This is a genomic window from Pseudoalteromonas sp. CO348 (assembly GCF_004208845.1).
Taxonomy (GTDB): Bacteria; Pseudomonadota; Gammaproteobacteria; order Enterobacterales; family Alteromonadaceae; genus Pseudoalteromonas; species Pseudoalteromonas maricaloris.
In genome coordinates this window covers 161,944-177,080 of sequence record NZ_SGPI01000011.1, presented here as the reverse complement: position 1 = coordinate 177,080, position 15,137 = coordinate 161,944, and the positions used below count along the sequence as shown (strand labels likewise).

Below are 15,137 nucleotides of genomic sequence, written 5' to 3'. Positions count from 1 at the left end.
ATGCTTTCTCAGATTTCATATGAATAAAATTAAATTGTAATTTTTTGCAAAATTTTTACAGAAGTAGTGACAACGCTGTCATTTTTAGTGTTATAGTGGATTTGTGAATTTTTGAACAATTCACCGTAGGTATTTAGACGTCTAGACATTGATAATAACTAAATAGAATCGTAATATTGAGTAATGCTGAGATTTGCTCACTTCAAATATGAGAATTGTTGATAATGATTGATATAAAGCACCTAAAGACTATCTCCACCTTGAAAGAAACTGGTTCTCTTGTGAATACAGCACGAGAGCTATTCCTGACTCAATCTGCTTTATCACATCAGATCAAAGATCTTGAGAGCAAACTCGACTGCCAACTCTTTGAGCGCAAAACGCAGCCAGTACGTTTTACCCCTCAAGGGATGTTATTATTGGAACTTGCCAACGATGTTTTGCCTAAAGTTGAAGCAACAAAGTGCCGTTTGAAGGAAAGCCTTAATCAGCCTATCTCGCAACTCAGATTAAGCGTGGAATGTCATGCTTGTTTTCACTGGTTGCTTCCAACAATTAAAGAATTCAATACCTTTTGGCCTGACATTAAAGTCGATTACGAACGTGGCTTTAGCTACGACGCGATTCCTGACCTTATTGAAGATGAGCTGGACTTAGTGCTTACCTCAGACATTCGCGAACCAGAGCAACTGGAATACGCGCACCTATTTGACTTTAAGTTAAAGTTAATCGTTGCACCAGATCACGAATTGGCCAAGAAGGCCTATGTCACAGCACTCGACCTAAAAGATGAAACCATCATTTCTTACCCTATTCCTCGCGAGCGTCAGGACATATTTAAGCACTTTATTCAAAATGCACGCTTTGACGGCACGTTAAAAACCGTCGATCAAGGTTTATTAATCTTCCAACTGGTGAGCGCAGGTATGGGGGTTGCAGCATTACCGGACTGGTTAGTGACACCTTATGAGAGCCAAGGGCTAATTAAATCGATTCCTCTAGGCGCACTTGGGCTAAATCGTCCAATGTATTTAGCAATGAAGAAAAGCATGAAAGATAACCCTGTTTATCGTCATTTCCTCAATACTTGCCGAAAAACCACTGCAAGATAGAGGACTGGGCTCTTTTTTGAGCCCTAACTGTTAGACATTTCTACAACTCCCATCTCATGCTAGCATTGCGTTAGGCTTATCTTAATCTAGGGCATGTTTAAATGTTTGAAGTCAAAAAGGTTATCGGTCAACTTATGATGCCGTTACCATTATCTTTAGTGGTGCTTATGGGGCTTATGCTTTTTATCGCCAAAACGCGTAAAGGGCCTTACATCGCAAGCTGGTTCGTCTTACTCACGACATGGGCGTTATCGACTCCTTATGTCGCACAACATATTATTGAGTGGGATACAGGCGCTCTCGCCGCATTCAATCCAAGCAAGCACAACAATATAGATAAAATCGTGGTACTTGGCTGTGATTTATACCCAGATAAATCTCTCCCCAGCAACGCCCAACTTGGCAGCTGCGGTCTAGCCAGATTAGTTGAAGGCGTAAGACTTGCTAATATTTACCCAAAGGCCCAGCTGTATGTCTCAGGTTACGGCTATGGCCATGCAACAAGCGCGGGACTCATGGCAAGAACCGCACAGAGCCTAGGTATTTCCACTACACGTATTAAGCAAAACCCCAATGCCAAAGACACCGCGGACGAAGCAAAAATGCTAGCACCTTTACTAGTCGATTATGACGTCGCATTGGTCACATCGGCTTCGCACATACAGCGAGCAAAAAACCTATTTGAAGCACAAGGCATAGAAGTGTTCGCTGCACCGACGGAGTTCTATAACTTCAAGCAATACCCACTGAGCAGACAATTTATTCCGAACCATAAGGCCTTAGAAGTAGTCACTCGGATTTGGCATGAACAGCTTGGTAGTATGTGGATCACGATCCGTCGTGTTATTGACCCCGAGGCACTTTAAGCGCCGAAAAAGGCACCAAAATCAGGCTAAAGTTCGATAAATTAGCGCTGAAAAACGTAAAAAATTGAAAATTTGCGCAAATATGGGTATAAATAGAGTTTAATCTTAACCCGCGTATCCGCGTACAACACGACTAGGATCTACGATGAGTAAACTAGATAAAACTGAAGTACTAAGCGCTTTCGAAGCTGCGTACGAAGCTGCACATGGCAAAAAGCCTGAGATCACTGCAAAGCCAGGTTGGTATAGCATCGATGGTGGCAAAAACATGCGTCTTGCTGAGGTAGCTGAATTAACAGAAGAGCTAACTTCAGGGTCAGCTGTAGCAAGTGAGAAAACGCAGGCGCCTGCCAAAAAAGCGAAAACGACTAAGAAAGCGCCTAAGACTGCAGCTGTAAAATCAGCGAGCTTTACTATCGTTACAGAAAACGAAGAAGGCTTCAAAGCGGAAGAACAGTGGATTGCTGAACTAGCAGCAAAAGATCACGACTGCCGCTTACCTCGTGGTGTTGTGTAATATCCGTTGGTGTAACAACAGCTCCATAAGTAAAAAAACCTCGCAATGACGAGGTTTTTTTATTTCTTTAATTCTAGAGCCTGTTGATCTTTGCTGTTTGATTTAAACAGACCCGGCCCTAATAATATTAAACTTTAAACACTAGCACTTGACTGTTTAGCTGCTCAGCCAACGCTTCCAAGTCATTACTTACATCGGCATTACTCTTTGCATTTCGGGTAATTTCAGAAATACTGCTACTGAAATCATTAATATTTTCACTGATTTCCGCAACCACCGTTGTTTGTTCTTCTGTCGCCGTTGAAACCTGAATATTCATACCAACGATTTCATCCACCGCCTTATCAATATCGGTCATTATTTGAGCTGACTCATTGGCCCTATCTACCCCTGCAGCAGCACTTGATTGCGCGTTCTCCATCGACGATACTGCGTTTTGTGCCATGCCCTGTAACTTACTGATCATATCTCGGATCGATTCTGTGGCTTTTTGCGTATTATGTGCCAATTGCCTGACTTCATCGGCAACAACCGCAAAACCTCGGCCCGATTCCCCTGCTCTCGCAGCTTCTATTGCAGCGTTTAATGCCAAAAGATTTGTTTGTTCAGCCACACCTTGGATCATTAACACCACTTGGTTGATTTCATTAGACTGATCGTTCAACGCTTTAATTAACTGCGCATTATCTCCTACTTCACTAGCTAGGCGCTCAATGGCCTGAATATTTTGCGAAATAACATCCATCCCTTGTTTCGCAAGCTTACCGGACACCTCAGCTTTGTTCGCGGTATTCATCGCATTATGTGCCACTTCTTGTATCGCACTGCTCATTTCTGTTGCTGCGGTTGCAATCATCACTGTTTGCTGCTCTTGCTCTTGTGAAGTACCCGCAATCGATTGACTGATACCATTCAACTCGTTAGAGGTCGTAGAAAGGCTATTCACGATTGTAACTAGATTGGTAACTAGCTCATGTAAGCTAGACACCATGGTATTGAAGTCATTCCCTATCTGGCTTAACTCATCTTGCCCCTCAACTACCACTCGTTGTGTTAAATCTGCATCTCTTGCAATATTACCAATACGCATACGCAAGCGGCTGAGCGGTTCATTTATTGACCTAAATATCAACATGCCAATTAGTACCATTACGATCACAATAACAACGGAAGAGATAATCATCGCCGTTTTAGTCGCACTGGCCTCGGAGTGACCAATATTTCGAAGCGCACTTGCTTCAGTAAGCTGTAACTCAATGAGTGCATTGTAGCTTTCGCTAAGCGGATCGAAAGCCGCATAGAGGTCATGTACAAATTTATCGTAAGGAATTTCTTCAAAGGTATTTGCGTTAACTCGATTAATATAATTAGACAGCAGTTGCTTGACACTTAGCTCTGCTTTTTCAACTTGCTTTACTAAGCTTCGCTCGTCGCTCGTAAGGTCCGTGGACAAATAGCTATTCCATTCTTTTTCAGCGATATTCTTAGCTTCTTCGATTTGCTTTAACGCAGCACCATTGGATAGTTGATGGCCTCGTAACTTGTGAAACGTATCCACAATAACCACCGCATAGTTATCTGACACCACTTTTATTTGTCTAAGCGGTACAACTCTGTCGTCATAAATACGGTCAATGTAATTGATAAGGTTTGATAATGTTCCGATTGTGAAGATGGTTGCAAGAATAAAAAACACAGCAGGTATGCCTGAAAGCGACAACAATCTGCTTTTAACTGAAACCCTATTTAGCATAATCTGATTTATATTTTGGTAGACACTGAAATAAAGTATTACTCAAAGTCTTGGATTTACAACTCTAATTTTTAGATTGCGCAATAGTTTGTTGCTCCAGGTCAATTTATAAAGGTTTTTGCAATAAGCTATTCAAAACAAAGTGAGAACTATTTTTCTCTATATTTACCTTAAGGGTGATAAAATCAGACCGACTTCAACCCTAAATTAAAGGGGGACGCTGTACTACATCCCCTTTTATAATTTTACCTCAACATTACTTAGCTTCTAGATGGCTAACACTAAAGTCGAATACGGGTAGCCCGCCATCTTTCGCAACCAGTTCCCAATCAAATTCTAGAGCAATATCTTTATGAATATAAATAGGTTGCGCTAAAGTCATTAACTTCTGGCCACCATAGAATATCTGCAGTGAAATATCATAATCTTCACCTAAGTTAGCCAACGCCTGCTCGACCTCTTTCCCTTCTAACGCTACATCGTTGATCAGCCATTTAAATTCTAAGCTTTCAATTCCTTCACCTATAGCCTGTAATTTAATCACATTATTATACTGACTAAAGTTGATTTTCGGCTCAACTAAGGGCGGCTGGGTAGGATGAATATTGACTAACTTGGTTGCTGTAAAATCAGCATGTTGATCTACTCTCAAACTTAATTTAACCGCATAAATACCTTCCTGATTATAGGCATGGGACACATTCGGATCTGTGCTTTCCAAAGTAGCTTCATCCCCAAAACTCCAATAATAGGTAAGTTCTGATGGTATTTGGTCATGCTCAACCGTAAAAGAACATCTCAACCCTTCGGCTTTTTTGCATTTGAACTTCAAGTTTGGATCCGGGACTTTGACTATTGCAACGTCTTGTTGTTTAACTACAACGTCTCCTTTTAATATACGATAACTTACCGAATCCACGTTTTCTTTGAGTTTCAAGTTAAGTGTCTTATCTACCCCACGATACTCAACACCATCGATAACCCAAATAATTTCATATCCTTCTGGAAGCAGCTGGGATAAAGTAAAACTAAATAAATCATTCGTTTGTTTAATGACCACATCTACCGTAGGAACCTGATGTAATTCAATCACCTGGCTATGGTCAAACTGAACATTATCGTTGTTTAACAATAATGACAGCTTCACACTATGCTCACCATAATCCGCAAATTCATACTCAAACGGCGTATTATTACTGCGCTCAATAATTTCCCCATCAATATTCCAACGATACTTTAAAGCACCAACTATTTCACTATGTACGCTCTGTAACAAACAACGCCTCTCATTTTGTTGGCACTGGATTGCAATGTTCGGTACACTGATTGGCACAACAACTTTTGATATGCTTTTGACCGTTACATCATCCCGTATTAGATCAAGCTTTACTTCAATCCCTTCATCCAATTCACGAGTCAATGTGTAAGAACGCGTTTCAATAGTTTCTCGACCTATTGTCCACTTAAAGCTGTATGCATCACTGAATTGCTCTTGAATATTCAAAGTAATTAACTGATTTAACTGAGTATAAGAAAAACTTATTGATGGTGGCTGATATGTCCCACCTTTAACTGAAGACTTAACATCAATTACCTGAGCACTTTCATTCAAGAAACAAGTACTACTTCCTTCCGCTTCCTCTATGATAACCCTTAATAAAACGGGTCCTTGTTGTAGCGCATCAAGTGCCTCTAACGAAAAAGTTAACTTGTTGCCTAACTCAGTTCTTGATAGGACAGTTTCTGATTGTTCATCAAAAAATCCATTTCTATCTTTATCAAGTAGTACTTTGATAAATCGACCTGAGGTAAACCTTGCAAATTTAAGTATCTGTGGATTATCTATGAAGATATCATCTTGCAGAACAACGCTTGTATAGCCATTTTCTAAATCAAAAGATTCTCCGTTAAGCTTTAGCTGCTCCGCGTTGCTTGCTGCAACGTTCTCAGGCACACACAAAGCAGAGTTTATTAAAAATGCTATGCGTTCACTGGTAAACTGATTTCCATTTTTATCAATGATCTGCCACCTAATAGAGTGCTCTCCTGCACTAAGCGTTAAGGTGGCCTTGTGGGCTGCTTCCCAAGGAATACCACTGCTTTCACTCCACGAATAATACAGCTCATCGTCTACATGTATTATGAGTGTTTCAACGCTACTTTCCTGAATTCGAGGATCTGTAATTTGATAATGTACTTCCTCTAACAACCTTGACATATCTACTTTTAGTGGCTCAATTCCCATCTTCTGCGAATGGAAACCTACTTTTTGAGCCAACTGTCGGAGGTGAGTTTTATCCTGTTCATCTGCGCTCTCAATAATGCATTGAGTAGCATGCGCCATATCCGTGCTTTCATCAAAGCAAGATATCATCGCTTTAATAACTAAAGAGAATGCGCGTTCAACTCCCCAACCAGATTGGCTGGCGAGTAAATAGAAAAATTTATTTAACGCACCGGCACGGAAATGCGACTGTGTAACATCGTCATAGTCCCTATAATCATCGATGCTAACACCATCTAGTCGCGGTTGTTTAACATTACGCAAGCTAAGATCTCTGACGAATGCATCCCAACCAATTCCCCACATATTTTCATCATCACTGTATAGTTTTTGATATGCGTCGCTCTGTTTCCAATTACCCTCTGGTGGTGTTGCTGACAGATGGCGTGCATAATAGTCTTTTACACCCATCGCAAAAATATCAGCAAAGCTTTCGTGAAAAGCCAACCTCTGACTTCTCGTCTCAAGCGGTTCAGCGCTCACATCCGAAACAATGTTATTGGTATTCCACTCCAAAATCGCATGGCCCATTTCGTGAGCTACGATATCCAAAGACGTACCATGAGAAAAACGACTAAGATTAGCGTTCTGATTTGGTGCTAAATTAATAAATTCACCGTCCCAGCTACTTGAATAGTCTGAGTCTCCTCCAAGCCTTACTTTAAAAGGATTTACACAATAACCATTGTCCTCACAGAACTGTGATTGCTGGGGATACAATTCTTTAAACTTTGAGAGAATTGTCTGTACTGTTACACCGGCAAATAGGTGTGCATCATTGACCGGTTTGAATACACCAAATCGACTGTAATATAGATAAGGGTCGCTATCTATACCATGACTTTCTACTACCCCACTCGGACAAGGATAACTATAAGGTTCACTATCTGTGTCTACATCATAGGTAGTGATCCATTCATTTTCATATAAGCACTTACCTTGCTCAAGCTTGACAATCATTGGATAGCCAGAAAATGTTTCGAATGCACCAAAACTATCAGGTCTAAAAAACAGCTTGCTTCTTATTGGGGGGTCGGGCCACCGCGCTTTTGTCATTGGATGATCTAATGGGAGTACTGCGTTTTCACACAATTGCGTTCGCATATTTGGGGCTTGATGACAATTTAAGCCAATTTTATAATTTCCGGTCATCGTCGCTACAGCGTGATAGCTAAAAGCGGATGTGGTTACGTTAGGGTGCGCCTGAAGTTTCTGTTCGCCTGAATAAGAATGCTCAAGCAATGAAGTGTGAGCTAGTGCGGGAGTTGAGCTCAATAACAATGCACATATACTTCCCAGTATTCGCATAGTGTTTTCTCCTTAATATGCAATACAAATATTTTACATAATTTTGAAACTCAATCCAGTTTTTAATCTTCCTATTGCAGCACTTAGAATAACTGCCATTAAGTTGCGCTTGATTGCAATAATAAAAAAGCTGATCGTATGATCAGCTTTTTTATTGCTTAAAACGCATCTATAAATTTACTTCTTATCAATCTCTAAGCTATTTAGATAATCAGCATGCCATTCTTGAGGAAGGCGCTTTAATACATCTTCAACAGACTCTTTGCTAGTATTGACTTCATTTTCAGTTTGCATCGCAAGATCCCCGACCGAGATTCCATTTGCATACATCACAAACGTTTCTCCTTCTTCTTGCTTACCGTTTACGCGGGCTAACTTAAGGTTATAAACATTGTCTTTATAATCAACTTTTTCATAAGAAGTGATTGTCGCAAGACCTTGTTCGGTTTGAATAACATCACCTTGCTGCACATTCAAAGCCCATGCAGCCATTCCGCCTTCACGTACCAACGGGTGCGATTCAGTTAACGTCAGGGTTTGGCCCTTATCCGTAGTAATTTTTATCATCGGTAAATGTTCCACACCGACAGACATATCAACTACTCGTAACACTTCTTTCTTCTTGGTTGAAAACTCACTAGAACCCATCACCAAGTCGCCAACATTAAACTGCTCAATTGATTGAGACTGCCCATTCGGCATAAGGATTTGCGTACCTTTTGCTAAGCAACTATAGCTAAATTGTAATGGTGCCTGATTATATACAGCACTATCTTTGGGCAATTCAGGTGCCTGAGATGAAGCAATAATATAGGAAGTGTAGCCAGTTATGTCATTGTACTCTGCCTCAGAAACCCCAAAGTACGTTTTCGCGTCTTCTAAGTTCCCCATCCAGTTAACTTCTAGGCCAATATTCATGATCCAAAAAGCATCAGCCCGCCTTGTGAAGATCCCTGGCTTAGCAAAGATGCCTGCGTTTCTTGGAATGTCCCAAGACAGCACGGAAACAGGCATCCAATCTGCCGCATTAAAGTGATACTCAACTTTAAAGTATTTAGCAAAAATGCTTTTCATATTCGTATTGTTATAAGACAACCTATCAATAAAACTGTCCTTACCTTGGACTAAAATATCAGTAGGCGTAACGTTGTTATTTTCAAGCTCTGCATCCTCTTTAAACAACACTCTTGAGATATATGTTGGTAGCGTTATTTGGCCCTTGAATGGGATAGTTACATGAGGGATATCATTATAATCCCCTCCAGCTAATACCGTCGGGTAGTCACAATCACCATAATCACGATTTAAACAAACCATAATTTTACCATCAGCACCTGGTACACTATATTTCTGATCTGGCGCTGACTTTCTCCAATCTTTAGGATGTTCAACCGTATGTTCAAAAAAATCACCAACACTTGTCGTCCCAAAGTGCTGAGTTTGTGCTAGCTGGTTGGCTTGTTCAAGTTTATTCGCAACAAGTGGATAAGATGCAATCGTAGCAGCTTTGTTACTAAGCGGAAGACCAAGCTCTTTACCGAGCATGCCTAGCAGTGCATTACGGTCGTACTTCACTCTGACTTTTTTGAATACTTTGCTGTCGTCATTAAAAATAACAAAAGCAGAGCCTTCTGCATAAACCTCTTTAGAACGACTAACATGCTCATATGCTGAAGACAAAGTCGCTTCCCCACCTAAAACATCGCGATGGTCATCCGGAGTCTCCGCGCCAAAGAAGCGTCTTGTCTGTTGCGTTGTAATTTGCTCGCCTTTCTCATTGACAAGTTTTATGGTCAATGTCGTTACTTTTGTTAATTGCGGCTCTGAATTTAAAAGTCGAATTTTAAATAGTTTGGAATCACCTGTTCCAATGATATTAAAACCTAAATGGCTAAAGTAAGATTCCAGTTCCATTTCCTCAGTACCGAGGCTTTTCACCATCGCTAGAGGTGCAATTTTTGTGCTCTTGTTTTGTGGCGTATGAAGTTGCTTAAATAACTGAGGGCTATTTTTTTCATTCCAACCAGCGTCATTGAAAATGCTTTTCAGCTCTGCAATAGCTGCAGGACTATCTGGATCAAGGTATTGTACTCCATCTCTAGCTTGTTTAGTTTCTTGCTGAGCAAGTTTTGCATCAAGAACAGTTTGAGCGTGAGCAGGTAAAGAACCAAAAGCAATAGTAGCTCCGATTGAGAACGCAAGTAGCTTAATTTTCATTTTATTTTCCTTAAAGTTATATTTAGAAATTACTGCACAATTTTAAATTGCATGCTGTCCCTTCCTTGAGTAGGGTCACATGGTACTACCGAAGGTCCTTGAGCCTCTGTATACGCAACTACACATACATTTACAGCGCCCTCAGACAAATTAAATGTCGACGTTATATTTTTTTCATTCGTTTGAAATTGATTATCTCGATTAAGATCAATCCAATACTCACTCAGAACAGCGCTACCATCACTGCTAGAGCCATCTACAGTGATTTCCGAAACACACGCTATAGGAAAGTTCCAGTATGAATTGAGTTCATTATCGCCTTTTGCCAATTGGTGAAGCTGAGAGTGATAACACATACTATATGAGCCATATTTCATCATCACTTGAGCTTGGTTAATGGTTGCTTTTGGCTGTTGGGTATTTGCTTTTACATTGATGCTCTTGCTTGTGGTATGGATACTTCCATGACTATCAGTAATCGCCATATAAACTGTATGTACACCAGGCTCACTAAACGTATGCGTCCATGTTCCGGATAAGTCAGATTGACGCACCCAACTTTGTTCGATATTCCACCTAATGTCAGTCACTTCCACTCCAGCTAAATCTGGCGTAAATATAAGTCGCTGACTATTGCTTGCATCAACACGATAATCGAAGTTGAAATCAGGAGTAGACGTGCTGATATTGACCACAGTCGTTGCTTTGAATTGAGTATTTAACTCATCAATAAATAGCTCAAGTACAGCTTCATATTGGCCATGCTGTCTATAATCGAAGTTAAAGCTGTTAGCGTTATAGCGAGTATCTTTGGTGTTATTTACATCACCGAATGTCCAGAAATATCTCGCACTAGCTGGCAACTGCTCATGAGAAATATTAAATTCACAACTGCTACCTGTTACCTGACATTGGATAGCTAAATTAGGATTTGCTACTGGTGAAACAACACGCTCTTCACTTGCTACCACTTGGCCTTTAGAGAGCATATCAACTCTCACTAATGTTGCGCCTGACAAGACTTTAGTAAATTGAGTTTTATTTTCTGCAACTAAGTGACTATCAAAATACCAGTTATAACTTAAATCAGTTGCACCTGTTCCATTAGCTTTAAATGTGACATCGTTATTTACTTGAGAATGGCTAAAGTCGACGGCAAGATTACTTCCCCCTTGTTTGAAATTAACAAGAAAGTCAACTACCTGACCGGAATTAATCGCATTGCATGCAGACTCTTGTTGGTCATCAATTCGAATGCGCATTAGTAGCGGCCCAGCCATAACTGAGTCAGGATACTCAAAACGAACAGCGACACTATTGGCTACATCTGGTTGACCAAAAATAAGTTCATTGCTTAATGGATCCGAGAACACCTCAAATACTCGATTACGATTGCTATCACTAAATAATGAAACATAACGATTGTTCAGCGCCGTCAAAAAATCTATTTTTAGTTCATCCAAAGAGTGAATAGGAGTATTTAATTCGACGAATTCATAACTATTATCCAGCCTAAACAGTTCACCGTTTATGCGAATATCAGTCAGTGCAGGAGTCATTGAGTTTGGTATACATCTTGGCTCTGATGCACCATACAGTAGACGATAACCTGTTTTTATTTGGCCATTTTTCAACTCCAGTTCTAATGCTAATGTATTTGCCCCCTGCTGAAGTATTACTCGACCCCCCTTAACAGATTGGTAATTACCCTGTCCGTTGTTTTTGCGCCAATAGAGCTGAGATTCACCGTTTACTTTTACGTTTAAAGACTGAACTTGGCTGTTGTAGAAACTATTATCAATAATTTGATAATTAGCCTCATCAAGTAACCTATCAATACTAAAGTCTAGGTTATCTACATTTGCGTTAGAAGGGACGATCCCTACTTGTTGTAACAAGTGGCTTACAAGCTGCTTTTCAACTGTAGATTGAATTAGGCAGTAACCAGCATGTTCAATACTGCTTTGTCGGTTGAAACAATCTTTGGCCGCAGTTAACACTAATTTATATGCTCGTTCGATATCCCAGCCATTTTGGTTGCTCAGCAGATAAAAAAACTTATTTAGCACACCTGACTGCTGATGAGGTCCTACAGCATCTGCCAGATCCCTATGATCATCAACACTATATAAATCTAAACGAGGATAGTTCAAATAACGGACTGGACTTTGCGAAAAGTTACGATCAATACCAAACCACCATTTTTTTTGATTGTCTTGTTGCCACGCGAGAGCCAACGGACTGGTGGTAAAATTACTCTCTGTTACTTGTAGATGTTTAAAATAATAATCTCGGACAGCGACAGCAGTCATGTCGGAAAAAGCCTCGTGGATGGCTGACTGCTCCCCCCCCTGATACAGCAAATCACTATTCCAACTTAAAATGGCATGACCTATCTCATGTGACACAATATCTAATGCACTACCATGAGCAAATTGCCTAAATGTATTTCCTCCAGGAGCGAGATTTACATACTCCCCATCCCAATTACTGCTGTAATCTTGGCCTTCATGTGAGTAGTTCACTCGAAGTTGAACCTGCTTTATACAATAACCTGAAGATGGGCATAACTCCGCTTGGTTAGGAAAAAGATCTGAATAATAATCCAACGCCATCTGCATCGTAACACCAGCATAAAAATGCGCGTCATTTTGTGGCTGGAAGGCGCCAGATACAGTATATTTATAGATCATTGAGCTATTATCAAAACTCTCTCTATTCCCCTCAGAACAAGCGTACTCATAAGTTTTAAATAGCTCAGGTGATACGTTGCGCTCGGCTAAGATAGTATTCACGAGTGGGTTGCGTAGGTAACAAGTGTCTTGCGACATCTCTACAACCATGGGATAACCCGAAAACTCACTAAAGGCCTTCGCACTCGGGTTTCGATACATCACATTGTATTGAGAAGGCGGGACAGGAAATTGCGCTTCTATTCTTGGATTGGTGGGTGGAATAAATTGCTGGCATTGGGATGCAATGCCATTATTACCAGCCTCAGCTGGTGCATGAACACAATTAATGCCCATTTTAGCGCTACCTGTAAAAGCAGGCACTGCTTTATATTGTGCGGCATAACTCGATGACGCAAATGCAAGTGCGCACATAGTAGCGCAAATAGAATACTTCACTTTAATCTCCTTTTAGATATTTCACAGGGGTATTTCAGATATAATTGAGTGTTGTTTTGTCCGTAAATTCAGTAAGAATTGAGCGTGATAGCCCTGCCTGATCCGCTCATAAAGCAGAAACTCGACATTAAGTAATTGATATGAAATCGTACCGGTCTTTAGCTCGATATCGGTTCCCGAGGTATTATTGTAATAGAGCTCAAATGTAAGACCGTTGCGATCGTCAGCGATTATACCGGACACAAACCTATCAACCCCAGCGCCAAGATCTATCTGCAGGTTGCTGCCAATTGCAACTTCATTCATAGATACAATGTTAGGTTTATAATTACCGATGAGCCTTTCGACAGCGTTAATATGAGCGATATTAATAAAGGTACTGGCGTCGTCCGCTAATACCACTTGATCATCACCACTTCCCCCGTCCAATAAGTCGACTGATGAACTCAGTGTAAAAGTGTCATTGCCAGCTTCACCATAGAAATTACCTTGGCCAGCATGGGCAAACATTAGATCATCACCGTTGCCTCCAAACACGGTATCCTTACCTGAAAAGCTAGTAATTTGGTCATTACCATCCCCTCCCATCAAGGTTTCATTTCCGTTACTGTCATAGATTTGATCGTCACCTTCCAAGCCCATCACTTTACTTATACCGCTTGCAGGAACTAGTCGGTTCCCTAAATGGTTACCAACCATCATTTCTACGTCTTGAATATATGTTGTGAGTGCAATTAAGTCCGTGCCACCGCTCAGTTGAATTGTATCTTGCCCTCTACCTCCAATAATGTGATGGCGATTTAGTCCTGCATCATTTAATAAGAAAAAGTCGTTCCCTTCACCACCATCGAACTGATCTGTTCCTTCAGAATCATAGAAAGTATCATCTCCCCAGCCACCTTCTAAAATGTCATCCCCTTGCTCACCATAGAGATGGTCATCATCATCACCACCTTTTAGGATATCATTACCCGCACCACCAAAAAGATGGTCTCGGCCTGCATTACCAGATAGCCTATCAGCCCCCTCATCACCATAGAGTTGATCATCACCACCGTCACCATAAAGCACATCATCGTGCAGACCACCGCGGAGTATGTCTTTCCCGTCCCCACCTTCTAGGTAATCTTGTCCCGACTCTCCAAATAGGGTATCTTCGCCATCGCCGCCAAATAACTCATCGTCATCATTCCCGCCTTTTAAGGTATCGTTACCACTACCACCCCAAAGCTTATCTCGACCTTCATTACCATAGAGTTCATCGTGCCCAGCATTACCATAAAGTAGGTCGTTTCCAACTCCACCATCTAAATAGTCATTACCTATTTGGGAACTAAGCTCATCGCCCAAAAGAATATCGTCTCCACTTTCACCATATAATTGGTCGTCACCATCGCCTCCGTTCAATTCATCATTTTCAGAGCCGCCCTTGAGCACATCATTTCCTTCCCCACCATAAAGCTTATCTAAGCCTTGGCCACCGAATAATTGGTCATCTCCACTATCACCATATAAGCGATCGGCTCCTTCTTCACCGAACAAACTATCTTGGCCTTGTCCTGCGCGCAAAATGTCATCATCTTGACCGCCATGAAGTACATCATCACCACTCTCTCCATTTAAGGTGTCGTTTCCACTGCCACCAATAAGCTCATCATTACCCTCACCGCCTATAAGTAAGTCTTCCCCTTGACCACCATCTAGTTTGTCATTACCAGCTAATCCCACTAGCTCATCATCGCCGTTATTACCGATAAGCACATCGTCCCCATCTGTACCCAATACAGGCTCGTTAATCGTCAGAATATTGACAAAATTGGCAATGTCATAAGACTGTCTCGGATAGATCAATGCAGTCTGTTTTATCTCAAACGGTAATTGCGCTAAGCTTTCCGGTAAGTTTGGGTTTATGACTGTCATAGCAACACTGAAACTAATTATCACCATCT

8 protein-coding genes are annotated in these 15,137 nt (G+C 41.0%); 3 read left to right on the top strand and 5 right to left on the bottom strand.

Going from position 1 to position 15,137, the window contains the following annotated elements:
* The first annotated feature begins 224 nt into the window (after nt 1-224).
* The 3 genes from EXT48_RS04410 (at nt 225) to EXT48_RS04400 (ending at nt 2,495) form a co-directional block, all read left to right on the top strand.
* Nucleotides 225-1,112 carry a LysR substrate-binding domain-containing protein gene (locus tag EXT48_RS04410; RefSeq protein WP_010370874.1) on the top strand — a complete coding sequence of 296 codons (888 nt, stop codon included), beginning with the start codon at nt 225-227 and terminating at the stop codon, nt 1,110-1,112.
* A 101-nt stretch (nt 1,113-1,213) separates the two neighbouring features.
* Complete coding sequence (locus tag EXT48_RS04405) at nt 1,214-1,978, top strand: YdcF family protein (RefSeq protein ID WP_130163697.1); 765 nt, start codon at nt 1,214-1,216, stop codon at nt 1,976-1,978.
* 145 nt (nt 1,979-2,123) lie between these two features.
* The gene (locus tag EXT48_RS04400; protein ID WP_130163696.1) at nt 2,124-2,495 is read left to right on the top strand and encodes a hypothetical protein; all 372 of its coding nucleotides are present in this window, start codon (nt 2,124-2,126) and stop codon (nt 2,493-2,495) included.
* Nucleotides 2,496-2,622: 127 nt separating this feature from the next.
* On the opposite strand, the gene EXT48_RS04395 is transcribed toward EXT48_RS04400, so the two are convergent.
* The 5 genes from EXT48_RS04395 to EXT48_RS04375 form a co-directional block, all read right to left on the bottom strand.
* Nucleotides 2,623-4,248 carry a methyl-accepting chemotaxis protein gene (locus EXT48_RS04395; RefSeq protein WP_130163695.1) on the bottom strand — a complete coding sequence of 542 codons (1,626 nt, stop codon included), beginning with the start codon at nt 4,246-4,248 and terminating at the stop codon, nt 2,623-2,625.
* Between the two features lie 256 nt (nt 4,249-4,504).
* Nucleotides 4,505-7,684 (bottom strand): M4 family metallopeptidase, encoded by a 3,180-nt coding sequence (locus EXT48_RS04390; protein WP_165384085.1) that lies wholly within the window; start codon nt 7,682-7,684, stop codon nt 4,505-4,507.
* A gap of 333 nt (nt 7,685-8,017) precedes the next feature.
* Nucleotides 8,018-10,057, bottom strand: a complete 2,040-nt coding sequence (locus EXT48_RS04385; protein ID WP_130163693.1) for a Hint domain-containing protein — start codon at nt 10,055-10,057, stop codon at nt 8,018-8,020.
* 29 nt (nt 10,058-10,086) lie between these two features.
* The gene (locus tag EXT48_RS04380; protein ID WP_130163692.1) at nt 10,087-13,188 is read right to left on the bottom strand and encodes a M4 family metallopeptidase; all 3,102 of its coding nucleotides are present in this window, start codon (nt 13,186-13,188) and stop codon (nt 10,087-10,089) included.
* A gap of 21 nt (nt 13,189-13,209) precedes the next feature.
* Nucleotides 13,210-15,135, bottom strand: coding sequence for a calcium-binding protein (locus EXT48_RS04375; protein WP_130163691.1), 1,926 nt, complete (start codon nt 15,133-15,135; stop codon nt 13,210-13,212).
* Between the last annotated feature and the right edge of the window lie 2 nt (nt 15,136-15,137).